The organism is Pantoea sp. OXWO6B1 (assembly GCF_001641135.1).
Lineage (GTDB): Bacteria > Pseudomonadota > Gammaproteobacteria > Enterobacterales > Enterobacteriaceae > Pantoea > Pantoea allii.
Genome location: NZ_LWLR01000001.1, coordinates 4,412,247 through 4,438,096, shown reverse-complemented (window position 1 = coordinate 4,438,096; position 25,850 = coordinate 4,412,247). Strand labels below are relative to the sequence as shown.

At 53.8% G+C, this 25,850-nt stretch carries 22 protein-coding genes and 1 other RNA gene; 18 read left to right on the top strand and 5 right to left on the bottom strand.

Going from position 1 to position 25,850, the window contains the following annotated elements:
- The first annotated feature begins 229 nt into the window (after positions 1-229).
- The 8 genes from tkt (at position 230) to A6A26_RS22610 (ending at position 9,185) form a co-directional block, all read left to right on the top strand.
- The gene (gene tkt, locus A6A26_RS22645) at positions 230-2,224 is read left to right on the top strand and encodes a transketolase (protein ID WP_063880826.1); all 1,995 of its coding nucleotides are present in this window, start codon (positions 230-232) and stop codon (positions 2,222-2,224) included.
- 307 nt (positions 2,225-2,531) lie between these two features.
- Positions 2,532-3,551 (top strand): erythrose-4-phosphate dehydrogenase, encoded by a 1,020-nt coding sequence (gene epd, locus A6A26_RS22640; protein WP_063880825.1) that lies wholly within the window; start codon positions 2,532-2,534, stop codon positions 3,549-3,551.
- Positions 3,552-3,602: 51 nt separating this feature from the next.
- Entirely contained in the window at positions 3,603-4,766 is a 1,164-nt protein-coding gene (pgk, locus tag A6A26_RS22635; RefSeq protein ID WP_063880824.1) for a phosphoglycerate kinase, read from the top strand.
- Positions 4,767-4,875: 109 nt separating this feature from the next.
- Positions 4,876-5,955 carry a class II fructose-bisphosphate aldolase gene (gene fbaA / locus A6A26_RS22630; protein ID WP_013027074.1) on the top strand — a complete coding sequence of 360 codons (1,080 nt, stop codon included), beginning with the start codon at positions 4,876-4,878 and terminating at the stop codon, positions 5,953-5,955.
- 205 nt (positions 5,956-6,160) lie between these two features.
- Positions 6,161-6,514, top strand: a complete 354-nt coding sequence (locus tag A6A26_RS22625; RefSeq protein WP_063880823.1) for a VOC family protein — start codon at positions 6,161-6,163, stop codon at positions 6,512-6,514.
- 172 nt (positions 6,515-6,686) lie between these two features.
- A complete protein-coding gene (gene mscS / locus A6A26_RS22620) occupies positions 6,687-7,562 on the top strand; it encodes a small-conductance mechanosensitive channel MscS (protein WP_063880822.1) in 876 nt (291 codons plus the stop codon).
- 126 nt (positions 7,563-7,688) lie between these two features.
- A complete protein-coding gene (gene argO / locus A6A26_RS22615; protein ID WP_063880821.1) occupies positions 7,689-8,312 on the top strand; it encodes an arginine exporter ArgO in 624 nt (207 codons plus the stop codon).
- Positions 8,313-8,456: 144 nt separating this feature from the next.
- Entirely contained in the window at positions 8,457-9,185 is a 729-nt protein-coding gene (locus A6A26_RS22610) for an oxidative stress defense protein (RefSeq protein ID WP_063880820.1), read from the top strand.
- A gap of 364 nt (positions 9,186-9,549) precedes the next feature.
- On the opposite strand, the gene A6A26_RS22605 is transcribed toward A6A26_RS22610, so the two are convergent.
- The gene (locus A6A26_RS22605) at positions 9,550-10,452 is read right to left on the bottom strand and encodes a LysR family transcriptional regulator ArgP (RefSeq protein WP_063880819.1); all 903 of its coding nucleotides are present in this window, start codon (positions 10,450-10,452) and stop codon (positions 9,550-9,552) included.
- Between the two features lie 181 nt (positions 10,453-10,633).
- On the opposite strand from A6A26_RS22605, the gene rpiA reads away from it, so the two are divergent.
- A complete protein-coding gene (rpiA, locus tag A6A26_RS22600; protein ID WP_063880818.1) occupies positions 10,634-11,293 on the top strand; it encodes a ribose-5-phosphate isomerase RpiA in 660 nt (219 codons plus the stop codon).
- Between the two features lie 277 nt (positions 11,294-11,570).
- Complete coding sequence (gene serA / locus A6A26_RS22595) at positions 11,571-12,809, top strand: phosphoglycerate dehydrogenase (protein ID WP_063880817.1); 1,239 nt, start codon at positions 11,571-11,573, stop codon at positions 12,807-12,809.
- 42 nt (positions 12,810-12,851) lie between these two features.
- Here serA and A6A26_RS22590 read toward each other — a convergent pair whose 3' ends face one another.
- The 3 genes from A6A26_RS22590 to zapA all read right to left on the bottom strand — a co-directional run bounded on the left by A6A26_RS22590 (position 12,852) and on the right by zapA (position 14,078).
- Positions 12,852-13,448 (bottom strand): 5-formyltetrahydrofolate cyclo-ligase, encoded by a 597-nt coding sequence (locus A6A26_RS22590; RefSeq protein WP_063880816.1) that lies wholly within the window; start codon positions 13,446-13,448, stop codon positions 12,852-12,854.
- A gap of 77 nt (positions 13,449-13,525) precedes the next feature.
- Positions 13,526-13,709: non-coding RNA, 6S RNA (ssrS, locus tag A6A26_RS22585), on the bottom strand.
- Between the two features lie 39 nt (positions 13,710-13,748).
- Positions 13,749-14,078, bottom strand: a complete 330-nt coding sequence (gene zapA, locus A6A26_RS22580) for a cell division protein ZapA (protein ID WP_063881246.1) — start codon at positions 14,076-14,078, stop codon at positions 13,749-13,751.
- 171 nt (positions 14,079-14,249) lie between these two features.
- Here zapA and A6A26_RS22575 point away from each other — a divergent pair, with 171 nt between their 5' ends.
- The 8 genes from A6A26_RS22575 to A6A26_RS22540 all read left to right on the top strand — a co-directional run bounded on the left by A6A26_RS22575 (position 14,250) and on the right by A6A26_RS22540 (position 24,277).
- Positions 14,250-14,828, top strand: a complete 579-nt coding sequence (locus tag A6A26_RS22575) for a YecA/YgfB family protein (protein ID WP_063880815.1) — start codon at positions 14,250-14,252, stop codon at positions 14,826-14,828.
- Positions 14,829-14,861: 33 nt separating this feature from the next.
- On the top strand, positions 14,862-16,184 hold the full coding sequence (gene pepP / locus A6A26_RS22570; protein ID WP_082875221.1) for a Xaa-Pro aminopeptidase: 1,323 nt from the start codon (positions 14,862-14,864) through the stop codon (positions 16,182-16,184).
- Positions 16,181-17,359, top strand: a complete 1,179-nt coding sequence (gene ubiH, locus A6A26_RS22565) for a 2-octaprenyl-6-methoxyphenyl hydroxylase (protein ID WP_063880814.1) — start codon at positions 16,181-16,183, stop codon at positions 17,357-17,359. The genes pepP and ubiH overlap by 4 nt, the downstream gene beginning before the upstream one ends.
- A 13-nt stretch (positions 17,360-17,372) precedes the next feature.
- Positions 17,373-18,575, top strand: coding sequence for an FAD-dependent 2-octaprenylphenol hydroxylase (ubiI, locus tag A6A26_RS22560; protein ID WP_063880813.1), 1,203 nt, complete (start codon positions 17,373-17,375; stop codon positions 18,573-18,575).
- Positions 18,576-19,009: 434 nt separating this feature from the next.
- Complete coding sequence (gene gcvT / locus A6A26_RS22555) at positions 19,010-20,107, top strand: glycine cleavage system aminomethyltransferase GcvT (protein WP_063880812.1); 1,098 nt, start codon at positions 19,010-19,012, stop codon at positions 20,105-20,107.
- 24 nt (positions 20,108-20,131) lie between these two features.
- Positions 20,132-20,518, top strand: a complete 387-nt coding sequence (gene gcvH, locus A6A26_RS22550) for a glycine cleavage system protein GcvH (RefSeq protein ID WP_063880811.1) — start codon at positions 20,132-20,134, stop codon at positions 20,516-20,518.
- An 81-nt stretch (positions 20,519-20,599) separates the two neighbouring features.
- Entirely contained in the window at positions 20,600-23,473 is a 2,874-nt protein-coding gene (gene gcvP / locus A6A26_RS22545) for an aminomethyl-transferring glycine dehydrogenase (protein ID WP_063880810.1), read from the top strand.
- A 60-nt stretch (positions 23,474-23,533) separates the two neighbouring features.
- Positions 23,534-24,277 carry an SDR family oxidoreductase gene (locus A6A26_RS22540; protein ID WP_063880809.1) on the top strand — a complete coding sequence of 248 codons (744 nt, stop codon included), beginning with the start codon at positions 23,534-23,536 and terminating at the stop codon, positions 24,275-24,277.
- 33 nt (positions 24,278-24,310) lie between these two features.
- On the opposite strand, the gene A6A26_RS22535 is transcribed toward A6A26_RS22540, so the two are convergent.
- Positions 24,311-25,738, bottom strand: a complete 1,428-nt coding sequence (locus tag A6A26_RS22535) for a 6-phospho-beta-glucosidase (protein ID WP_063880808.1) — start codon at positions 25,736-25,738, stop codon at positions 24,311-24,313.
- Positions 25,739-25,850: the final 112 nt, after the last annotated feature.

Genomic DNA, 25,850 nt, shown 5'->3' with positions numbered 1-25,850 from the left:
AATCTGCGCCAGGTGGTTGAACCAACAGGTTATAGTTCGCGATAGGCCATTTTGCTAGCAGACATTACTGGAAAAGCCAGACGAAGCGGGAACATTTAGCGTTTTACCACATTACTTTTGCCCCGTTTTTCATGTACATTGTGGTGAAACTTTTCCCCGTGCTTTGCCCGATAGCTGATTAATTACAACAGGTTAAGGCGCAAATCATTAATCCGAACTGGAGTAGAAGATGCCCTCTCGTAAAGATCTTGCCAACGCCATTCGCGCGTTAAGTATGGATGCAGTGCAAAAAGCTAAATCGGGACACCCGGGTGCCCCGATGGGCATGGCGGATATCGCCGAAGTATTGTGGCGCGGCTATCTCAATCATAACCCAACCAACCCACACTGGGCCGATCGTGACCGTTTTGTGCTGTCTAACGGCCACGGCTCCATGCTGATTTACAGCCTGCTGCACCTGACCGGCTACGATTTACCGATCAGTGAGCTGGAAAACTTCCGTCAACTGCACTCTAAAACGCCGGGTCACCCTGAGTACGGCTATACCGTCGGCGTGGAAACCACCACCGGTCCGCTGGGGCAGGGCATTGCTAACGCGGTGGGTTTTGCCATTGCTGAACGCACGCTGGCAGCGCAGTTCAACCGTCCGGGCCATGACATCGTAGACCATAATACCTGGGTCTTTATGGGTGACGGCTGCATGATGGAAGGCATTTCACACGAGGTTTGCTCGCTGGCGGGTACGCTGAAGCTGGGCAAGCTGGTGGCATTCTATGATGACAATGGCATTTCAATTGATGGTCACGTTGACGGCTGGTTTACCGATGACACCGCTAAGCGCTTCGAAGCGTACGGCTGGCACGTGGTACGCGGCGTAGATGGTCACAACGCCGATGCTATCGCCAAAGCGATTGAAGAAGCGAAAGCCGTTAGCGACAAGCCTTCACTGCTGATGTGCAAAACCGTTATTGGTTTTGGTTCACCGAATAAAGCCGGTACCCATGACTCACACGGCGCGCCACTGGGCGATGACGAAATTGCACTGACCCGTAAGCAGTTAGGCTGGGAATATCCTCCTTTCGTGATTCCTTCAGATATTTATGCTGAGTGGGATGCTAAAGAAGCGGGCCAGGCCAAAGAAGCGGCGTGGAATACCAAATTTGCAGCCTATGCTAAAGCTTTCCCTGAGTTGGCCGCTGAGTTTACCCGCCGCATGAGCAATGACCTGCCAGCTAACTGGCAGCAGGAATCGCAGAAGTTTGTCGAGCAGTTACAGGCGAATCCGGCGAAAATTGCCAGCCGTAAAGCGTCACAAAATGCTATCGAAGCCTTTGGTAAAATCCTGCCAGAATATCTGGGCGGTTCTGCTGACCTGGCACCAAGTAACCTCACCATCTGGTCAGGTTCTAAGCCAATCAATGAAGACGCAGCCGGTAACTATATCCATTATGGCGTGCGTGAGTTTGGTATGACCGCCATTGCTAACGGTCTGGCGCTGCACGGTGGCTTCCTGCCTTACACCGCAACCTTCCTGATGTTTGTTGAGTATGCGCGTAACGCCGCCCGTATGGCTGCCCTGATGAAAATCCGTCAGATCATGGTTTATACCCACGACTCCATTGGCCTGGGCGAAGATGGCCCGACTCACCAGCCGGTAGAGCAGATGGCAAGCCTGCGCACCACGCCAAACATGAGCCTGTGGCGTCCGTGTGACCAGGTTGAATCGGCGGTTGCGTGGAAATATGCCATTGAGCGTAAAGACGGCCCAAGCGCACTGATCTTCTCTCGCCAGAATCTGGCACAGCAGGATCGTACAGCGGAGCAGCTGGCAAACGTCGCGCGTGGCGGTTACGTGCTGAAAGACAGCGCAGGCACGCCAGAGCTGATCCTGATTGCCACCGGTTCCGAAGTTGAACTGGCTGTAGCCGCGTATCAGAAGCTGACCGATGAAGGCCGTAAGGTACGTGTGGTATCCATGCCCTCTACCGATGCCTTCGACAAACAGTCGGCTGAATATCGTGAATCGGTCCTGCCAAAAGCCGTTGCCGCACGCGTTGCGATTGAAGCCGGTATTGCAGATTACTGGTTTAAATATACCGGTCTGAACGGCGCAATCATCGGCATGACTACCTTTGGTGAGTCAGCGCCGGCTGAGAAGCTGTTTGAAGTCTTTGGCTTCACGGTAGATAACGTGGTAGCGAAAGCCAAAGCGTTGCTGGCATAGTAAAGAGAGGCAGGCGAGTGAATACGCGCCTGCCTTCTGATTAAAGGGGGCGGAATCCGTCCCCTTATTAACCAAATTATTCCTCCAGTAATAGCGATTTTTTGCCCGTTTTTGTGACGTAGATCCAAAAATAAGCAGCGCGCTTGATCGCAATCATTCCCGTTATTCCTTCCTTCCATTATCCTAGCTGAACCGTTTCAGTTTGGGCCGCTTTGCTCTGTCCCGGGCTAAGAATCTCCTGTACAAAATGCAGCGAAACGCTCAGGCTATCAGCACCTTTTTTTCAGTCTGGTTTGGCAGGAGAAAGATGACCATTCGGGTAGCGATAAACGGCTTTGGTCGCATTGGACGCAACGTGTTGCGTGCACTGTATGAAACGGGGCGCCGCGCTGAAATTACGGTGGTGGCGGTTAACGAACTGGCTGAAGCCGCAGGCATGGCGCACCTGCTGAAGTACGACACCAGCCATGGACGTTTTGCACTGGATGTCCGTCAGGAGCGTGACCAGCTGTGGGTCGGGGACGATATTATTCGCATTCTGCACCAGGCCGGACTGGATGAGCTGCCCTGGCGCGAGCTTAACGTTGACGTGGTGCTGGACTGTACCGGCGTTTACGGTTCCCGCGACGATGGCGAAGCCCATTTGCGTGCGGGGGCGAAAAAAGTCCTGTTTTCCCATCCGGGTGGTAACGATCTTGATGCAACCGTGGTGTACGGCGTCAACGAGCAGGAGCTGAAACAAACGGACTGTATTGTCTCTAATGCATCCTGTACCACCAACTGCATCATTCCGGTGATTAAGCTGCTGGATGACGCCTTTGGTATTGAGTCGGGCACGGTAACGACCATCCATTCGGCGATGCACGATCAGCAGGTGATTGACGCTTATCACAGCGATCTGCGCCGTACGCGTGCGGCCAGTCAGTCTATCATCCCGGTCGATACCCGATTGGCGGCGGGCATTACGCGTATTTTTCCGAAATTTAACGATCGCTTCGAAGCCATCGCGGTTCGCGTGCCGACGATCAACGTGACAGCCATTGATCTCAGCGTTTCTGTACGCCAGCCCGTACGGGCCCGCGAGGTTAACACCTTGTTGCAAAGCGCGGCAGAAGGGGCATTTCGTGGTATAGTTGACTATACGGAATTGCCGTTAGTCTCAGTAGATTTCAACCATGATCCGCACAGTGCCATTGTGGACGGTACACAAACGCGGGTCAGCGGTCAGCATCTGATCAAAACCCTGGTCTGGTGTGACAACGAATGGGGCTTTGCTAACCGAATGCTCGACACAACGTTAGCGATGGCCGCAAGCGGTTTCAGGTAAGACGCGGTTTGCGTCTGGCAAAACTTATGAGAATCAACGAGAGGGTTCACCATGTCCGTAATTAAGATGACCGATCTGGATCTTGCTGGCAAACGCGTATTAATTCGCGCCGATCTCAACGTACCAGTGAAAGAAGGGAAAGTGACGTCGGATGCACGTATTCGTGCTTCACTGCCAACTATCGAAGCGGCGTTGAAACAGGGCGCCAAAGTGATGGTTACCTCTCACCTGGGTCGTCCGACCGAAGGTGAATACAACGAAGAATTCTCACTGCTGCCAGTAGTGAATTACCTGAAAGAAAAACTGAACGGTACTCAGGTTACCCTGGCGAAAGACTACCTTGACGGTGTCGACATCGGCGCAGGTGAACTGGTGGTGCTGGAAAACGTGCGCTTTAACAAAGGCGAAAAGAAAGACGACGAAGCGCTGTCTAAGAAATATGCTGCGCTGTGCGACGTCTTTGTGATGGATGCATTTGGTACCGCACACCGCGCCCAGGCATCGACGCACGGCGTTGGTAAATTTGCGCCTGTCGCCTGTGCGGGTCCACTGCTGTCTGCTGAACTGGAAGCGCTGGGTAAAGTGATGAAAAGCCCTGAGCGTCCGCTGGTGGCCGTGGTGGGGGGTTCTAAAGTATCGACCAAATTCGATGTGCTGCAGTCGCTGGTGAAGATTGCCGATACCGTGATTGTCGGCGGTGGCATTGCGAATACCTTTGTCGCGATCGACAACAACGTGGGCAAATCGCTGTACGAGCCAGACTTCGTTGAAGCGGCAAAAGGCCTGCGCGATCAATATGGTATTCCTGTTCCAACCGACTCCCGTGTTGGCACGGAATTCTCTGAAACTGCCCCGGCAACCGTGAAAAAGGTTTCAGAAGTCGCAGATAACGAAGAGATTATGGACTTCGGCGACGAAACTGCTCAGGCCATGGCAACCATTCTGAAGAATGCCAAAACCATCCTGTGGAATGGCCCGGTTGGCGTGTTTGAGTTCCCGAACTTCCGTAAAGGCACCGAAATTGTGGCAAACGCGATTGCAGACAGCGACGCATTCTCAGTGGCAGGCGGCGGTGATACGCTGGCTGCCATCGATCTGTTTGGGATCGAAGACAAAATCTCCTATATCTCTACCGGCGGCGGTGCCTTCCTTGAGTTCGTTGAAGGCAAAAAACTGCCTGCCGTAGCCATGCTGGAAGAGCGTGCGAAGCAGTAATCCTTTGGGGGCGATGCCCTGCGGCATCGCCTGAAAACTCGCCCGAAACAGGGCGTTTAAATCGCTGTCCCCGTATTGGGGATAACCGGTCACGAAACAGGACACAATCATGTCTAAAATTTTTGATTTCGTAAAACCCGGCGTTGTCACTGGTGATGACGTTCAGAAGATCTTCAAAGTAGCGAAAGAGAACAAATTCGCTCTGCCAGCGGTCAACTGCGTCGGCACCGACTCAATTAACGCTGTACTGGAAGCTGCCGCGAAAGTAAAAGCGCCGGTTATCGTACAGTTCTCCAACGGTGGTGCTGCATTCATCGCCGGTAAAGGTTTTAAAACAGACAAGCCACAGGGCGCAGCGATTTTCGGTGCTATCTCTGGCGCACATCACGTGCATCTGATGGCTGAACAGTACGGCGTGCCGGTTATCCTGCATACCGACCACTGCGCCAAGAAACTGCTGCCGTGGATCGACGGCCTGCTGGACGCGGGCGAAGAGCACTTCAAGAAAACCGGTAAGCCACTGTTCTCTTCTCACATGATCGACCTGTCTGAAGAGTCACTGGAAGAAAACATCGAAATCAGCAGCAAATACCTGGCGCGCATGGCGAAAATCGACATGACCCTGGAAATCGAACTGGGCTGCACTGGTGGTGAAGAAGATGGCGTAGATAACAGCCATATGGACGCTTCTGCACTTTACACCCAGCCAGAAGACGTAAACTACGCGTACGAAAAACTGAATGCGATCAGCCCGCGTTTCACCATTGCGGCATCCTTCGGTAACGTGCACGGCGTTTACAAGCCAGGCAACGTAAAACTGACCCCAACGATTCTGCGTGATTCACAGAAATACGTTTGTGAAAAACACGGTCTGCCGCACAACGCGCTGGACTTCGTGTTCCACGGTGGTTCAGGTTCATCTGCTGCAGAAATCGAAGAGTCTATCAGCTACGGCGTGATCAAGATGAATATCGATACCGATACCCAATGGGCAACCTGGGACGGTATCCTGCAGTACTACAAAAAGAACGAAGGCTATCTGCAGGCGCAACTGGGTAACCCAGAAGGCGCAGACAAGCCAAACAAGAAATACTACGATCCACGTGTATGGCTGCGCTCTGCTCAGGCATCCATGGTGGTGCGTCTGGAGCAGGCGTTCAAAGAACTCAACGCCGTTGACGTTCTGTAAGCATCACAACGCACTCGTCTGAGTTCGCCAGAACGTCGGATGAATGACGCAGTCCCGATCGTCCGATCGGGACTTTTTTTATCCTTTCCGCTTACCCCCGGTTTCATTTCTTCTTACAGGGCGACACTTTCTGACCGGCTGTCACAACCTCATCGCACCGTCCCCGGTATGCTTTGTCTCTGAGTTAACAGGTGAGGGCGATTTTATGGCAGTCAAACGCATCGTCGCGAATATTCAGGGCAAAAATACGGAAGAAGCTAAACGCTTTTATGGTGACATTCTCGACCTGAAACTGGTCATGGATCACGGATGGATTGTGACCTGGGCTGCGGAGAATGCTATGGCGCCCCAGCTCAGCATTGCGCTGGAAGGCGGTGCAGGCACGCCTGTGCCGGACTTGTCCATTGAGGTCGATAATCTTGATGAGGTGTACCGACGCGTTGTCGCCGCGAGGCTAACAGTGGAATATGGGCTTACGGAAGAAGCGTGGGGCGTCCGTCGTTTTTATGTCCGCGATCCTTTCGGCAGGCTCATTAATATCCTGAGCCATGTGCAGTGAGCAAAACCGTGGCTTCTGGGGCACTGATGAGTAATTGTGCAAAGCCGTCTTAATATGTCACTCATTTTGGCGCCTGGCTAAATAATTGATTACCCTTAACCCTTGGGTGTCGGATTACATCTGGCAGTTTTTGTTTTTCCCCCGTAGGGGGAACCATCAACAGGGCTTACAAATGGAAGACTTGAATGTTGTTAATGGCATCAACAGTGCCGGTGGCTGGCTGGTGCATAACCAGGCACTGATTCTGAGCTATGCCGTCAATATCGTGGCGGCGATTGCCATTATCATTGTCGGCATGATCATTGCCAGGGTGATTTCAAACACGGTTAATCGGCTGCTGCGCGCGCGCCATATTGATGCCACCGTCGCCGATTTCCTTTCCGCTCTGGTACGCTATGGCGTTATCGCCTTTACGGTTATTGCTGCGCTGGGTCGTGTGGGAGTGCAAACGGCCTCGGTCATCGCGGTGCTGGGTGCCGCTGGTCTGGCAGTCGGTTTGGCCTTGCAAGGTTCGCTCTCCAATTTAGCGGCTGGCGTGCTGCTCGTCACCTTCCGTCCGTTCCGTACCGGCGAGTTCGTCGATCTGGGCGGCGTAATGGGGACCGTACTCAATGTACAAATCTTCTCTACTACCCTGAAATCCGCCGATGGCAAAATTGTGGTGGTGCCGAACGGTAAAATCATCAGCGGCAATATCGTTAACTTTTCGCGTGAGCCTGTGCGTCGTAATGAATTTATCGTCGGAGTGGCTTATGAAGCCGATGTGGATGAGGTGATTGCTCTGTTGCGTGATGTCGTTGAAGCCGATCAGCGCGTATTAAAAGATCGTGGCATCCAGATTGGCCTGAACGAATTAGGCGCATCTTCGCTTAACTTTGTTGTTCGTTGCTGGAGTAATAGCGGCGATCTGCAGGACGTCTACTGGGATTTGCTGAAGAACTTCAAGCGTGCGCTGGACAGCAAAGGCATCGGCATTCCTTATCCACAAATGGATGTACACTTGCATCAGGTTAAACAGCCAGACAGCGACGTGACCGCGACCCAGTAAGTCGTGCGATGGGCGGCCCGTGCCGCCCATTAATTTCGTTAATGGCAGATTAAATTTTTCAATTTCCGCTAATCCAAACCGCTCTCTATAATCCCTGCATCTCACCGATGTAAGGAATAACATCCTGTGTTAACCATTTATTTTCAAGGGCTTGCTCTTGGGGCTGCGCTCATCCTGCCGTTAGGCCCACAAAATGCCTTTGTGCTGAACCAGGGCGTAAAGCGTCAGTATCATCTCATGACGGCGGCGCTCTGTGCGCTAAGTGATATCGCCTTAATCTGTGCGGGCATTTTTGGTGGCAGCGCGCTACTGAATCAATCGCCACTGCTCCTGATGATGATTACCTGTGCAGGCGTTGCTTTCCTGCTGTGGTACGGCTGGGGAGCCTTGCGTACGGCGTTTAGCCGCAATATTGAACTGGCATCAGGGATGCACGAAACGCAAAGCAGAGGGCGAATTATTGCGACGATGCTGGCGGTGACCTGGCTGAATCCGCATGTTTATCTTGATACCTTTGTGGTGCTGGGCAGCCTTGGTGGTCAGTTGCAAGGAACGACGGCGCGACAGTGGTTTGCACTGGGCACCATCAGCGCCTCGGTAATCTGGTTTTTTGGTCTGGCGCTGCTGGCTGCGTGGCTCGCGCCTTTACTGCAAACGGCGCGTGCTCAGCGCATCATTAACCTGCTGGTTGGGGCGGTAATGTGGTTTATTGCGTTTCAGCTTGCCCGACAGGTCATCTCTGGGTTTTGACCAAAAGGTAAACGAAAACCGGTTATTAAGGTCAATCTGCCGAACTTTTGCCATAATCTCCACTCCAACCAAGGCGTAATATGATGCGCTTGTGGGCTTCATATACTGGAAGCCATCGAACTGACCTTTTCAAGGAGGACTTTCATGAAACTGAAAGCATTGGCGCTTGCCGCGATGATGAGCGCAGGGGCATTGCCTTTGAGCGTACAGGCTGACGAACTGCCGAACGGACCCCATGTTGTTACGTCAGGTAAGGCAACCGTAGATGCCCGCCCGGATATCGCGACGCTGTCAATTGTGGTGAATGTCTCATCGAAAGATGCCGCTGAAGCAAAAAAGCAGGTCGATAGTCGCGTAGCGCAATATTTTGATTTCCTGCAAAAAAACGGTATTGAGAAAAAAGACATTGAAGCGGCGAACCTGACGACGCAGCCAGAGTATGACTACACCAAAGACGGTAAATCGCAGCTTAAAGGCTATCGTGCGGTGCGTCAGGTGCAGGTCACCGTTCGTCAGCTGGACAAGCTGAACGATCTCCTTGATGGTGCGCTGAAGTCCGGTCTGAACGAAGTGCGCGGTGTCGAACTGGGCGTCGCCAATCCAGAGAGCTACAAGCAGCAGGCGCGTAAAGCCGCGATTAAGAATGCGACCCAACAGGCCGCTGAACTGGCTGAAGGCTTTAATGCCAAACTGGGCCCGATCTACAGCATTCGTTATCAGGTCGCAAACTATCAGCCAATGCCCATGAACCGCATGTTTAAAGCCTCGGCTGCGGCAGATACGTCTGCGCAGGAAACCTACGATCAGCAAAGCATCAACTTTGATGACCAGGTGGATGTGGTGTTTGAGATGAAACCGAATACGGCACAGTAAGCCGTTATCGGTGTTGTGGTTAAGCCATCAGGGGCAATGTTTGCCAGGCGGTCCTTGCGCCGCTGATGCGGTTCCTTCACATCGCTCATCAACCTGACGGACCGGCACAGCCGGCACAACGCTGTGCCGGCTGTGCCTTTTACCCGCATCCTTGCGGGTAAATCCGGGTGGATTCCCTCTGCTCAGCGCTGCGTATTGCCTTCTGAAAAATGCCCTGACGGCCATTAACGCCGTGCCGCTTTCACAACTACACCTTCTCACTGCAACGCCCAACTTTTGCGGCGGCAAAGATTAGACGTTTGGCACACAACCTTCAGCCAGCTCGTTTTTCCTGGCCTTTAGCGCTTGATCTGTCGACCGCCCGCTATTCCGCCGTATCCTGACGTAGCACCCGATGGCCATGGGCAATCAGCGCATCCGTTACCCGACGCATCAGCCGGCTTTCTGGCGCAAAACGGTGCCAGTACAGCATCCGACGTTGATACAGCCCCGGCGTGAGATCGATGAGCTCGCCACTTGCCAGTTCGCGTTCAATCTGCAGGTGAGGGATCATACAGCAGGTCGATCCCTGCCGCGCCATCTGCACAAACGCTTCGGATGAGTTGACGATATGGCAGGGAACGCTGCCCGGAGATAAATCAAAGTTCTGCTGCAAGAAGGCCTGATGCATATCATCCAGATGATCAAAGGCCACCGCTGGCGCTTTAAGCAGGGCGGAACGCGTTACGCCGTTGGGGAAAAAGCGATCTGCGAAATCCTTTGAGGCCACAAACAAATAATCCAGGGCACCCAGTTGATCCACCAGACAACTGGGCAGCGGTTGCGGCTGGATACTCACTGCGCCAACCACTTCGCCTCGTCTCAGGCGTTCCTGAGTGCGGGTTTCATCCTCAACCTGAAGGTTCAGACGCACCGGCGAATCGGCCAGTACGTCTTTTAATGCGGGCAACAGCCAGGTTGCCAGACTGTCGGCGTTCACCGCCAGCGACAGCAGCAGCGGCGTTGTCCCGCTGATTTCATCGCCCAGCCACTCTTCCTCCAGCAACTCAACCTGGTGCAGCAGCGCAAGCAGTTTTTGACCTTGCTCGGTAGGGCGAGGCGGCACGGTGCGAACTAACAGTGGCTGACCAAACAGGTTTTCCAGCTGTTTAATGCGCTGCGATACGGCAGATTGCGTAATGCACAGCTTTTGCGCGGCACGTTCGAAGCCGCGTTCACGTATCACTGCGTCCAGCGCCTGAAGCGTTCTGTAGTCAGGGCGTTTCATTATTTTTCTCTCTCCTTCAGGATGGACGTCACTATGCCACAAAAGTGCCAACGGCAATGTCGGGGAAATTTTTGTGGGCTGGCTTCCAAAGCATTAAATCCGCCCAATGCATCCGAGCATTTTCAGCAAGCCTTGCTTTATACTACGCGCAATTCCTTATCGCACAGGTTCTAAACATATCATGACCCAGGATGAACTGAAAAAAGCTGTTGGTTGGGCTGCACTTGATTATGTCCAGCCCGGTACAATCGTCGGTGTTGGAACAGGTTCTACTGCCGCCCACTTTATTGATGCGCTCGCAAGCATTAAACATCAGATTGACGGTGCCGTTTCCAGTTCCGAAGCCTCAACGCAAAAGCTGAAAAGCCTGGGCATTCAGGTGTTTGATTTGAACGAAATCGATGACCTGGCCATTTATGTCGATGGTGCCGATGAAATTAACCCACAAATGCAGATGATTAAAGGCGGTGGCGCTGCGCTGACGCGTGAGAAAATCGTCGCTGCAGTGGCCAAAAAGTTTATCTGCATCGCCGATGCATCCAAAGAAGTGGATGTGCTTGGACGCTTTCCGCTACCGGTTGAAGTCATCCCGATGGCGCGCAGTTATGTTGCGCGTGAACTGGTGAAGTTGGGGGGCTTACCTGAATATCGTCAGAATGTAGTGACCGACAACGGCAATATCATTCTTGATGTGCACAATCTGCGTATTCTCAATCCCATTGAGCTGGAAAAAACCATCAACGCCTTGCCCGGTGTGGTCACCGTTGGGCTGTTTGCGACGCGCGGCGCAGACGTTGCACTGATTGGTGGGCCGGACGGCGTCAAAACTCTCAAAAAATAATGCGCCTGGCGCTGAACGGCGCCCGCTTTTTTTTGATTTAAAAAACTTTTCTTACCAGGTCAAAATTTGGTGACTTATGTCACATAACCGTCATCGGCAGCGGGTTCGTTCTTTCCGATGCGGCCAACCCATGATTTTGTCTGGCAAAGTACGCCCTCTGAGCCCGGCCATGCTGACGGGCAGGCAATCGTTTGTATTGCCGCAGGCGATTTTTTTGATATTTTGACAGACGGCTGGCGGCGTTCAGTCCTCGTTGAATTCTGAATAGGGTTGGGAAATGGCAAAGGTATCACTGGAAAAAGACAAAATTAAGTTCCTGCTGGTGGAAGGTGTCCATCAGAGTGCGCTGGAAAACCTCCGTGCTGCAGGTTACACCAATATTGAATTCCACAAAGGCGCACTGGATGCCGAGGCGTTGAAAGCGTCCGCTCGCGATGCGCATTTTATCGGTATCCGTTCCCGTTCCCAACTGACCGAAGAGATTTTTGCCGCTGCAGAAAAACTGGTGGCTGTGGGCTGTTTCTGCATCGGAACGAACCAGGTTGATTTAAATGCGGCCGCTAAGCGCGGTATCCCGGTGTTTAATGCGCCTTTCTCCAATACGCGCTCTGTTGCCGAACTGGTTATTGGCGAAATGCTGCTGATGCTGCGTGGTGTACCGGAAGCGAATGCGAAGGCGCACCGCGGCGTCTGGAATAAAATTGCCAAGGGCTCATTTGAAGCGCGCGGTAAAAAGCTCGGCATCATTGGCTATGGTCATATCGGTATGCAACTGGGCGTGCTGGCTGAGAGCCTGGGCATGCACGTTTATTTCTACGATATTGAAAACAAACTGCCGCTCGGCAACGCTTCACAGGTTCGTAGCCTGACGCAACTGCTGAACATGAGCGATGTCGTCAGCCTGCATGTACCTGAAACCGCCTCCACGCAAAATATGATCTCTGCCAATGAACTGGCGCAGATGAAACCCGGTGCGTTGCTGATAAACGCCTCACGCGGCACCGTAGTGGATATTCCGGCGTTGTGTGACGCGCTGGCAAGTAAGCAGGTTGGCGGAGCCGCTATTGACGTATTCCCGGTCGAGCCTGCGACCAACAGCGATCCGTTCATTTCACCACTGAGCGAATTCGACAACGTTATCCTGACGCCGCATATCGGTGGATCTACCGAAGAAGCGCAGGAAAATATTGGTATTGAAGTCGCAGGTAAGCTGGCTAAATACTCGGATAACGGTTCAACGCTGTCCGCCGTTAACTTCCCTGAAGTCTCATTGCCGATGCACGGCGTGAGCGCCAGTCGTCTGCTGCATATACATGAGAACCGCCCAGGCGTCCTCACCGCGATCAACCAGATCTTTGCTGAGCAGGGCATCAATATTGCCGCTCAGTACCTGCAAACCTCGCCGATGATGGGTTATGTGGTGATTGACGTTGACGCCGAGCATGAACTGGCTGAGAAAGCCCTGCAGCTCATGAAGGCTATTCCGGGTACTATCCGCGCCCGTCTGCTGTACTAATCCATCGCTGTCATAAACCCAGGCGCACGAGCGTGCCTGGGTTTATTCATCCCATAGCCAGAGTTTAGACGGCGTCAGTACGGCGGGCAGGGGGATATCCCAGGCCGCAGCAGGTAGCACATCAACCAACTGACAATCGTGGGCAACCCCAATCGGTAGGAATCCGTGCTGTTTCCAGTTCTGTAAAGTGCGGTCGTAGAAACCGCCGCCCATGCCTAAACGCTGCCCGGTGCGGTCAAATGCCACCAGCGGCACCATCATTACGTCCAGTTTATCAAGTGTAACCAGATGGCGGATATCGAGCGGAGGTTCGGGAATGCGCAGCTTATTTTGGATTAACTGTGTTTCCGGCGTATAGCGAAGAAAAAGCAAATGACCGGCAGCAAAGGGATGCAGAACCGGCAGATAAACCCGTTTGTTTTGCTGCCACAGCTTTGCGATAAGTGGTCGTGTATTGATTTCGCCATCAACAGACAAAAACAGCGCTATGTTGCTGGCGTCGGCAATCGGCGCAACGTTAATCGCGTGTTCCGCAAGCTGATCGGCTGCAGCGTGTTGCTGTTCGGGGCTGAGTGCGCGACGTAAATGACGAACATGCTGACGGATGTCCTGTCGCGGTAGCAAAGAGGGTTCTGACATGGTTTCCCCCAGACAAGGTCGCTTGAGCGACGCATTATATCATGCCTGGTGGGAGATAAAGCAGTACTACCAGAAAGGAGATCTCCGAGATGCCGCCGTAGGCTGTAACCCTTGAACCCTTGGTTCAAGGTGAACATGCCGTCGCAACCATCAGGCTTCTCGGACGGACCGAGCATGCTCACAGGTTGCGGAGCGTCACATTCTGTTGGTATGAAATATCGGCTCAGGGGACTGGCCCACTTGCAAACATCTCAGAGAAAATTTACTTCACCGTCAGTGTAGCACAGCGACCATGAAGTGTTATTCGAACTTCGCATCCTCGCGATCGGTTATGCGACCCTGCTCAACTAATGCCTGTTCAATTGTCTGCTGTAGCATACGGATTCGTTGTTCCATATTAGCAGCATAGTCACGCGTCTTACCTTTCTCTTGTGCCAGTTCATGGCAAATGTTTAACGCGGCAATGAACACCAGTTGCTCTGTATTTGTGACTCTAGTGCGAACTTTTAAATCTTGCAACCGTTGATTGAGATCTTCTGCCGCCGCGTTCAGCGCATCTTGCTGTTCAGGCGGACAATTTACTCTCAAAGAACGACCAAAAATTTGTAAATCTACCGGTTGTGCAGACATGCCACCTTCCTGACTGATTACCTGGCTCGCCATTCCCCTTAGCCTTCAATGGCCTGGGAGGCGGGCAACTATATAGACCTGAGAAATAAGATACAACCCCTTTTCTGGAAACCTTGAGGCAGCTAGTGGTAGCATACCACGAACTCTTACAGCCAACGACGATGAAAAATGATGTCTTCACAGAACGCAACCCCCGATTACAACGCGCTGGCGGCGGCGCTCTCACACCACGGCGTCGGTATGACGCCCGCGGAAATGCACGGATTGCTTAGCGGCATCCTGTGTGGCGGTAATCAGGATAACAGCTGGAAAACGCTGGTCCATGATCTCGCGAATGAAGGCATGGCTTTTTCGCAAACGCTGTCTCAGCCACTGCAGTCTCTGCATGCCAGCATTGCTACTGCGCTTGAGGACGATGGCTTTCTTTTTCAACTGATGCTGCCTGGCGATGATGACATCACGGTGTTTGACCGTGCTGATGCTCTGGCGGGCTGGGTGAATCATTTTTTACTTGGCCTGGGCGTAACCCAGCCTAAACTGGATAAGGTCACCGGCGAAACGGGTGAGGCCATTGACGATCTGCGCACGATTGCTCAGCTTGGCTATGACGAAGACGAAGATCAGGAAGAACTCGAGCAGTCGCTGGAAGAGGTGATCGAGTATGTTCGCGTTGCTGCGCTACTCTGTCACGATACCTTCACGCGCCCGCAACCGACCGCACCAGAAGTACAAAAGCCAACGCTACACTAAGCCAGATATCTGAGTTCAACAGGGAGTGCAGACATGATTTCACTGGAAAATTTCCAGCAACGCCGTCAGGCGCTGTTAGCGAAAATGGTTCCGGGCAGCGCAGCGTTAATCTTTGCCGCGCCTGAAGTAACACGCAGTAACGACAGTGAATATCCGTTCCGTCAGAACAGTGACTTCTGGTATTTCACCGGCTTCAATGAGCCGCAGGCGTTACTGGTACTGATCAAAAGTGATGAGAACCACAATCACAGCGTGCTGTTTAATCGTGTGCGCGACCTGACTGCAGAAATCTGGTTTGGCCGCCGTCTGGGACAGGACGCGGCGCCCGCTAAACTGGGTGTGGATCGTGCTCTGCCATGGAACGATATCGGTGAACAACTCCACCTGCTGCTGAACGGTCTGGATGAGGTGTATCACGCGCAGGGCCAGTATGCTGAGGCTGACAAGTTGGTGTTTAGTGCGCTGGATAAACTGCGTCAGGGCTTTCGCCAGAATCTGAGTGCACCGGCTAGCCTGACTGACTGGCGTCCCTGGGTGCATGAGATGCGCCTGTTTAAAAGCCCTGAAGAAATTGCGCTGTTGCGTCGCGCAGGCGAGATCAGTGCGCTGGCACATACTCGCGCCATGCAAGCCTGTCGTCCAGGCCTGTTTGAATATCATCTTGAAGGCGAAATTCATCACGAATTTAACCGTCATGGTGCGCGCTTCCCGTCTTACAACACTATCGTAGGCTCCGGTGAAAACGGCTGCATTCTGCACTACACCGAAAATGAGTGTGAGATGCAGGATGGCGACCTGGTGCTCATCGATGCGGGATGCGAATTACAGGGTTATGCGGGCGATATTACCCGGACTTTTCCGGTTAATGGCAAGTTCAGCCCGCCGCAGCGGGCTATCTACAATATCGTACTCAAATCTTTAGAAACGGCACTTGCCCGATTCCGTCCTGGCGTCAGCATCCGCGAGGTCAATGATGACGTCGTGCGCATTATGGTCACTGGACTGGTTGAGCTGGGCGTAATGCAGGGCGAGGTGGATGCACTCATCGCCGAAGACGCGCATCGCAAATTCTTTATGCACGGCCTGGGCCATTGGTTAGGTCTGGATGTCCACGATGTGGGGCACTACGGCACGCCAAGCCGCGATCGTATCCTGGAACCGGGCATGGTTATCACGGTTGAGCCGGGGCTGTATATCGCGCCAGATGCGGATGTGCCTGTGGAATACCGCGGTATCGGCATCCGCATTGAGGATGACATCGCGATTACTGAAAACGGTAACGAGAATCTTACCGACAGCGTGGTGAAAGATCCCGATGCCATTGAGGCACTGATGGCGGCGGCACGCGCGGTATGACCATTCTTATCGCCGGTGGTGGAATGACCGGCGCCACGCTGGCGCTGGCGATTTCACACCTGACACAGGGCGCACTGCCCGTGACGCTGATTGAAAGCAGCGAACCTGCCAGCCGCACGCATCCGGGCTATGACGGGCGTGCGATCGCGCTGTCTGCGGGCACCTCCCAGCAACTTGCTGATATCAATCTCTGGCAGCGTATTTCACCCTGTGCGACACCCATCACCACTATCCATGTTTCCGATCGCGGTCATGCCGGTTTTGTATCCCTGGCCGCCAGCGATTATGCGATTCCCGCGTTGGGGCACGTGGTTGAGTTATTCGACGTAGGACAGCAGCTGTTTACGCAGCTTAAGCAGGCACCTGGCGTCACACTGCGTTGTCCGTCACGCGTAACTCAGGTGGCCCGTACCCAGGAACGCGTGCAGGTTACGCTTGATAATGGTGAGCAGTTGGAAGGCGAGGTACTGGTGGCCGCTGATGGCACCCGTTCTGCCGTTGCTGCCGCCTGCGGCATTCAGTGGCAGACAGAGGCCTATCAGCAGTTGGCGCTTATCGCCAACGTCACCAGTGAGCGTCCTCATCAGGGCCGGGCATTTGAACGCTTTACCGAGTTTGGTCCCCTGGCGCTGCTGCCAATGTCAAACAACCGTCTGTCGCTGGTGTGGTGCCATCCGCTGGAGCAGCGCCCGCAGGTAGAAAGCTGGAACGACGAGGTATTCCTCAGCCAGCTTCAGCGCGCCTTTGGCTGGCGGCTGGGCAAATTCACCCATACCGGCAAGCGTGATGTTTATCCGTTGGCGTTACAGCAGGCCAATCCTGCGGTTTCCCATCGTGTAGTCACCGTCGGAAACGCTGCGCAGACGCTGCATCCGATAGCCGGTCAGGGATTTAACCTGGGTCTGCGGGATGTGATGTCACTGGCTGAAACCCTGGCCAATGCACATCGGCAGCAACAAGATCCCGGTAGCTACGGGGTTTTGCAGCACTACCAGCAACGTCGCCAACAGGACCGGGCCATTACCGTGGGCATCACTGACGGGCTGGTACGTCTGTTTGCTAATCGTCATGCGCCGCTGGTCGTCGGGCGCAACCTGGGCTTGCTGGCAATGGATCATCTGCCGTGGCTGAGAAATCTTCTGGCTGAGCGTACGCTCGGCTGGGTTAAGCGTTAACTGAGAGGCACTGATGCAAACTTACGATGTGGTGATCGCTGGCGGCGGAATGGTAGGGCTGGCAGTGGCCTGCGGTCTGCAAGGGAGCGGATTACGCATTGCCGTGCTGGAACAGTCGGCCGAGCCGCAATTTGATGCAGGCGCATCTCCCTCTGTGCGCGTATCCGCGATTAATGCGGCCAGTGAACGTCTTTTGCAAAAGCTGGATGTCTGGTCAACTATTTTGTCCCTCCGCGCCAGTCCTTATCAGGCGATGGAAGTCTGGGAGCGTGACAGCTTTGGCGCGATCGCATTTGATGGCGAGCAGCAGGGTCTGGCGCATCTTGGGCACATCATCGAAAATCCCGTGATCCACACCGCCCTGTGGCAGCGCGCCAGCAACTGCAGTGATGTCACGTTACTGGCTGCTTCACAGCTACAGCAAGTGGCATTTGGCGATAATGAAGCCTTTATTACGCTGCAAGATGGCAGCATGATGAGCGCGCGGCTGATGGTTGCGGCGGACGGAGCCAACTCCTGGTTGCGTAACAAAGCCGACATTCCCCTGACCTTCTGGGATTACGACCACCATGCGCTGGTGGCGAATATTCGTACAGCCTTGCCCCATGGCGGCGTGGCTCGTCAGGTTTTTCACGGCGATGGCATTCTGGCGTTCCTGCCCATGCAGCATCCGCATCTTTGCTCAATCGTCTGGTCGCTTTCACCTCAGGAAGCCAGCCGCCTGGAAGCCATGCCAGAGTCGCTGTTCAATCAACAGTTGTCCGTCGCGTTTGATATGCGGCTGGGGCTGTGCGAGCTGGAAGGGGAACGCAAGTGTTTCCCGCTGACGGCACGTTATGCACGTAACTTTGCCGCTCACCGACTGGCGCTGGTGGGCGATGCGGCGCATACCATTCATCCGCTGGCAGGGCAGGGCGTCAATCTGGGATTCATGGATGCCGCAGAGCTGATCGGCGAAATTCGCCGTCTGCATCAGCAGGGCAAAGATATTGGGGAGCACCTTTATCTGCGCCGCTATGAGCGCAGTCGTAAACACAGTGCAGCAATGATGCTGGCCGGGATGCAGGGCTTCCGTGAATTGTTTGCAGGCAACAATCCTGCCAGGAAGCTGTTTCGCGATTTGGGCCTGAAATTAGCCGATAATTTGCCGGGCGTGAAGCCGATGATGCTCCGTCAGGCAATGGGCCTGAATGATATGCCAGAGTGGCTTCGCTAACGCCATCCTGCAGCGAAAAGCCAGCATTCGTGCTGGCTTTTTTTTATCGCCTTAATCCGCTGCACCATAAAAATGCAGTGCTGCACCCTGATTGCGCCTCATTTGATTTATTCTAATTTTGCCTGATGTTTCGCATTACTTTTTTTTATCCCTGCGCCTTTTCGTCCCGCTATTTTTTTAACATCCTGCCAGGCTTCGCGCATAAAATTGCTGCGTATAAATCACCATGGCGTATTTATTGCGTGGCTAATCACAAAATTACAGTTTTTTGTCCTGTTTGCCTTTCTCCCTGGTTAGGCTGTGCAACGTCTTTCGACCTCGCTTTGCTTATGGTTAATCGTCAGGTTCGGTGGTAACGTCAAGGCAAAGAGAACGTTTGCGTCGGCAACATGGCGGCGTAGTTTCAAACTCACTCGTTTCTGCACAGGATAGTTATGACTCAGCACACACCGTTGTTTGAACAGCACCAGGCAAATGGCGCGCGTATGGTGGATTTCCACGGCTGGATGATGCCGTTGCACTATGGCTCGCAAATGGATGAGCATCATGCTGTACGCAGCGATGCCGGCATGTTCGATGTGTCGCATATGACGATTGTTGATGTGAAAGGTGAGCGCACGCGCGAGTTTCTGCGCTACCTGCTGGCAAACGATGTCGCCAAACTGACCCAGCCGGGCAAAGCGCTCTACACCGGCATGCTGAATGCCTCTGGTGGCGTGATTGACGATTTGATTGTTTATTTTATGGACGAGACGTTTTTCCGTCTGGTGGTCAATTCCGCGACGCGTAAAAAAGATCTGGCCTGGATCAGTGAGCATGCCCAGGGTTACGGCGTCGCGTTAACAGAGCGTGACGATCTGGCGCTTATCGCTGTACAAGGCCCGCAGGCCCAGCAAAAAGCGCAAACGTTATTCAGCGATGCGCAGCGCCAGGCGGTGCAGGGCATGAAACCCTTCTTTGGCGTACAAGCCGGAGAGCTGTTTATCGCCACCACCGGCTATACGGGCGAAGCGGGCTATGAAATTGCGCTCCCTGCCGCCGAAGCCGTCGCGTTCTGGCAGCGCTTGCTGAGCGCAGGCGTCAAACCTGCGGGACTGGGCGCACGTGATACTTTGCGTCTGGAAGCGGGCATGAATCTCTACGGTCAGGAAATGGACGAGAGCGTATCACCGCTGGCGGCCAATATGGGCTGGACGCTTAGCTGGGAGCCAACTGACCGCAACTTTATTGGACGTGAAGCGCTGGAAAGCCAGCGAGCAAAGGGCACTGAAAAACTGGTTGGGCTGATTCTGACGGAAAAAGGCGTACTGCGTAACGGCTTGCCGGTACGTTTTACCGATCAACAGGGTCAGATGCAGCAGGGTGTGATCACCAGCGGTTCTTTCTCCCCTACGTTGGGTTATAGCATTGCCCTGGCCCGCGTGCCGGCAGGTATCGGTGAGAACGCGATTGTTGAAATCCGTAACCGTGAAATGCCTGTAAAAGTCACTAAACCGATTTTCGTTCGCGCCGGAAAACCGGTTGCGCAGTAACATATAATTACAGGAGAAATGGCGATGAGCAATGTGCCAGCAGAGTTGAAATACCGCGACAGTCACGAATGGCTGCGCAAAAATGCGGACGGTACCTATACCGTTGGTATCACCGAACATGCGCAGGAGTTACTGGGCGATATGGTGTTTGTTGACCTGCCTGAGGTCGGTGCCACCTTCTCTGCCGGAGAAGAGTGCGCCGTCGCCGAATCGGTCAAAGCCGCTTCAGATATTTATGCGCCCGTCAGCGGTGAAATTGTGGCAGTGAACGATTCCCTGAACGATTCCCCTGAACAGGTGAACAGCGAGCCTTATGACGGTGGCTGGTTATTCCAGATCAAAGCCAGCGATGAGTCCGAAATTGACTCGCTGCTGGACGCGGATGCTTATAAAGCCTCCATCGACGAGTAATCGTTGTGCGGCCTCTTATCGGGGCCGCACATATCTGACTTGCATTCTCTGTTCCCCAGCCCGATTCAGGACTTACAGCTCATGACTCAGACTCTCAGCCAGCTTGAACACAACGGTGCCTTTATCGAGCGCCATATTGGTCCGTCGCCAGAACAACAGGCCGTCATGCTGGAGGCGATCGGTGCCAGCTCTCTGGCGTCGTTGATTGGTTCTATCGTCCCCGCCGACATTCAGCTGCCAGGCCCGCCCGCTGTTGGCGATGCCGCAACTGAACAACAGGCGCTGGCTGAGTTAAAGGCCATTGCCGGACAAAACCTGCTTTATAAATCCTGGATTGGCATGGGATACAGTGCGGTGATCACGCCGCCGGTAATTTTGCGTAACATGCTGGAAAATCCGGGCTGGTACACAGCTTATACCCCCTATCAGCCAGAAGTCTCACAGGGCCGCCTTGAGGCACTGCTTAACTTTCAGCAGGTCACGATTGATCTGACCGGCATGGACATTGCCTCCGCTTCACTGCTGGACGAAGCCACCGCCGCCGCTGAAGCGATGGCGATGTCAAAACGCATCAGCAAACTGAAAAATGCCAACCGGTTCTTTATCGCTGACGATATTCATCCACAAACGCTGGATGTGGTGCGTACCCGCGCCGAAACCTTTGGCTTTGACCTGATTATCGATAGTCCGGCCAAAGCGTTGGATCACGACAACCTGTTTGGTGTGCTGCTACAGCAGGTCGGCACCACCGGAGAAGTACACGACTTTACCCACCTGATTAACGAGCTGAAAGCGCGCAAGGTGGTGGTGAGCATGGCATCCGACTTTATGGCGCTGGTGCTGCTTGAGTCGCCTGGCAAACAAGGGGCGGACATTGTATTTGGTTCCGCCCAACGCTTTGGTGTGCCAATGGGCTATGGAGGGCCTCATGCCGCCTTCTTCGCCAGCCGCGACGAGCACAAGCGCTCTATGCCAGGCCGTATTATCGGCGTTTCCCGCGATGCGGCAGGCAATACCGCCCTGCGTATGGCGATGCAAACCCGCGAGCAGCATATCCGTCGTGAAAAAGCCAACTCCAACATCTGTACTTCACAGGTGCTGCTGGCCAATATCGCGGGGCTGTATGCGGTGTTCCACGGGCCGGTTGGACTGAAACGTATTGCGTCGCGTATCCATCGCTTCACCGATATTCTGGCTGCCGGACTCCAGCGTGGTGGGCTGAAACTGCGTCATAGCCACTGGTTTGACACGCTGACGGTAGAGGTTGCAGATAAAGCGGGCGTGCTTAACCGTGCGCTGAGTTTTGGCGTTAACCTGCGTAGCGACATTCATAATGCAGTCGGCATCACGCTGGATGAAACCACGCGCCGTGAAGACATCAGCACGCTGTTCGCTATTCTGCTGGGTGATGAACACGGTCAGGATATCGACCAACTCGACAGCCAGGTCGCGGCTGACAGCCAGTCGGTTCCGGCCGGGCAGCAGCGTAAAAGTGAAATTCTCTCTCATCCGGTGTTTAACCGTCATCACAGTGAAACTGAGATGATGCGCTATATGCACAGCCTGGAGAAAAAAGATCTGGCACTGAATCAGGCGATGATTCCGCTGGGTTCCTGCACCATGAAACTCAACGCGGCCGCCGAGATGATCCCCATCACCTGGCCTGAATTTGCCGAACTGCATCCGTTCTGCCCGGCAGAACAGGCGGGGGGTTACCTGCAAATGATAGGGCAGCTTTCACAGTGGCTGGTACAGCTGACCGGTTACGATGCCCTCTGCATGCAGCCTAACTCGGGCGCGCAGGGGGAATATGCCGGACTGTTAGCGATTCGTCGTTACCACGAAAGCCGTGGTGAAGGTGAACGTCATCTTTGCCTGATTCCCAGCTCGGCGCACGGCACCAATCCGGCCTCAGCGCAGATGGCAGGCATGGATGTCGTGGTGGTAGCCTGTGACAAACAGGGCAATATCGACCTTGGCGACCTGCGTGAAAAAGCGGCTCAGGCCGGCGATAAACTGTCATGCATTATGGTGACCTATCCCTCCACCCACGGTGTTTATGAAGAAACCATCCGTGAGGTGTGCCAGATCGTGCATCAGCATGGTGGTCAGGTTTACCTTGATGGTGCCAACATGAATGCGCAGGTGGGCATCACCACGCCAGGCTACATCGGCGCAGATGTTTCGCACCTCAACCTGCACAAAACCTTCTGCATACCGCACGGCGGTGGCGGCCCGGGAATGGGACCGATCGGCGTGAAAGCCCATCTGGCCCCGTTTGTTCCGGGACACAGCGTGGTGCAGATTGATGGCATGCTGACGCAGCAGGGCGCCGTCTCCGCCGCGCCATTTGGCAGCGCATCCATTCTGCCTATCAGCTGGATGTATATCCGCATGATGGGGGCAGAAGGACTAAAGCAGGCCAGTTCGGTCGCGATCCTTAACGCTAACTATATTGCCAGCCGCCTGAAATCGGCCTATCCCATTCTTTATGCAGGACGCGATGGTCGCGTGGCGCACGAATGTATTCTCGATATTCGTCCGTTAAAAGAGCAAACCGGTATCAGTGAGCTGGATATTGCTAAACGCCTGATCGACTATGGCTTCCATGCGCCGACCATGTCATTCCCGGTAGCCGGAACGCTCATGGTGGAACCGACAGAATCGGAAGGCAAAATCGAACTGGACCGTTTCATTGATGCCATGCTGGCGATTCGCATGGAAATCAGTCGGGTTGAGCAGGGAGAGTGGTCACTTGAGGATAACCCTCTGGTCAATGCGCCTCATACGCAAACGGAAGTCATCGGAGAATGGTCGCATCCCTACAGCCGTGAGCTGGCCGTGTTCCCGGCAGGCGGACACAATAAATACTGGCCGACGGTGAAGCGCCTGGATGATGTCTTTGGCGACCGTAACCTGTTCTGTTCGTGTGTGCCGATGAGCGACTATGCTTAAGTCAGGTTAACGCATTTATTTCTGAGGGCCGATTTTCGGCCCTTTTTTATGGAGACAGCCATGCAACTCGCACTCGTTACCGGCGGCAGTCGCGGCATTGGTCGCGCAACGGCTCTCTTACTGGCGTCCCGAGGCTACCGGGTGGCGGTAAATTTCCGCTCACGCGCCAGTGAGGCCCATCAGGTTGTGGATGAGATAGTGCGTCAGGGCGGTGAGGCTTTTAGCGTTCAGGCCGACATCAGTGATGAAGCGCAGGTGATGTCGCTGTTTCAGCGGCTGGATCAGGAAGATCTGCCGCTCACGCTGCTGGTGAATAATGCCGGCATACTGTTTCAGCAATGTCGCCTTGAGCAACTGGATGCCTCGCGTATTCAGCAGGTTTTTGCCACCAACGTGCTTGGCCCCTTTCTCTGCAGTCGGGAAGCCGTCCGGCGCATGGGAACCCATCATGGCGGCCAGGGCGGTAGCATTGTTAATGTGTCGTCTGCTGCGGCCCGCACGGGGTCGCCAAATGAATATGTCGATTACGCAGCATCGAAAGGCGCGATGGATACGATGACCAAAGGCCTGTCGCTGGAAGTCGCTCAGCAGGGAATCCGTGTCAATGGCGTACGTCCGGGGATGATCTACACCGAAATGCATGCGGACGGGGGCGAGCCGGGCAGAGTCGACCGGCTGGCCAGCGGAATTCCAATGGGGCGCGGCGGTTATGCTGAAGAAATTGCAGAAGCCATCGTCTGGTTAGCCAGCGATGCCGCCTCTTACATTACCGGCAGCATTATTGATGCCGCCGGCGGGCGCTAAAATTATGCCGCAGCAAAGCGCTGCGGCACGGGCTTACAGTTTTTCGCCGTTGCTGGCGATAACCTGTTGATACCAGGCAAAGCTCTTTTTCTTCGCGCGCGAGAAATCGCCGCTGCCGTCGTCGTTTTTATTCACATGAATAAAACCGTAACGTTTGTTGTACTGACCGGTGGTGAAAGATACACAGTCGATACAGCCCCACGGCGTGTATCCCATAAGATCCACACCATCATGTGTGACGGCTTTCTTCATCTCTTCAATGTGTGCGGCCAGATAATCAATGCGGTAATCATCCTCGATGACGCCCTGTGCGTTCGGTTTATCGATGGCACCAAAGCCATTTTCCACAATAAACAGGGGCTTTTGGTAGCGCTCGTACAACTCGTTAAGCGTATAGCGCAGGCCAACGGGATCAATCTGCCAGCCCCAGTCTGAGGCTTTAACATGCGGGTTTTTAACCGCGCCTTCAAAACCGGTAATGGGGTCATCTACGCCGCTGGCACTGGTCTGCACGGCAGTACTCATGTAATAGCTGAAACCCACGTAATCCGCGCAGCCATTACGCAGGGTTTCAGCATCTTCAGCTTCCATTTCAATGTGATAGCCTTTGCGCGCCCACTCTTTCAGTGCATAAGCCGGGTAGTAACCCCGCATCTGCACGTCACTGAATACATAACGTTGATGCATCGCTTCCTGCGCCAGCAGGACGTCATCCGGATGACAGGAGAAGGGGTAAACCGGCACCATGGCGATCATGCAGCCAATCTGAAAGTCCGGGTTGATCTCATGACCCAGTTTCACTACTTTGGCGCTGGCAACAAACTGATGATGCATGACCTGATACATCGCCTGTTCAGGTTTTTCATGTTCAGTGAAAATAACGCCTGAGCAGCAGTAACCAAACAGCGGATATTGCCAGTTACGCTGATTATTAATTTCGTTAAAGGTCATCCAGTATTTTACTTTGTTCTTGTAACGTTTCAGTACGACTTCACTAAAGCGAACAAAGAAATCGACGACTTTACGGTTATGCCAGCCACCGTATTCTTTAACCAGATGATAGGGCATTTCAAAATGGGAAAGGGTAATAACCGGCTCAATACCGTATTTAAGTAATTCATCAAACAGATCGTCATAGAATTGCAGACCGGCTTCATTGGGTTGCAATTCATCGCCATTCGGGAAAATACGGGTCCAGGCAATTGAGGTACGGAAGCATTTAAAACCCATCTCAGCAAACAGCGCAATATCCTGTTTGTAATGCGAGTAAAATTCAACAGCCTGATGATTAGGATAGAATTTTCCGGGCTGGACGCCGTCGGTGATGACCCGGTCCACACCATGCGAACCGCCGGTCAGCACATCGGCAATACTGATGCCTTTACCGCCCTGATCCCAGCCGCCTTCCACCTGATGTGCCGCGACCGCACCGCCCCACAGAAACGTTTTTGGTAAGCTCATTACGCTCTCTCCCCTGACAATAAAATTGGGCTGAGTGTAGCAAAGCACTTAATAATGTCACGCTATAACACCGTAGCAAAAAAGGGATTTGTTACGGCGAAAAAACGTCTTG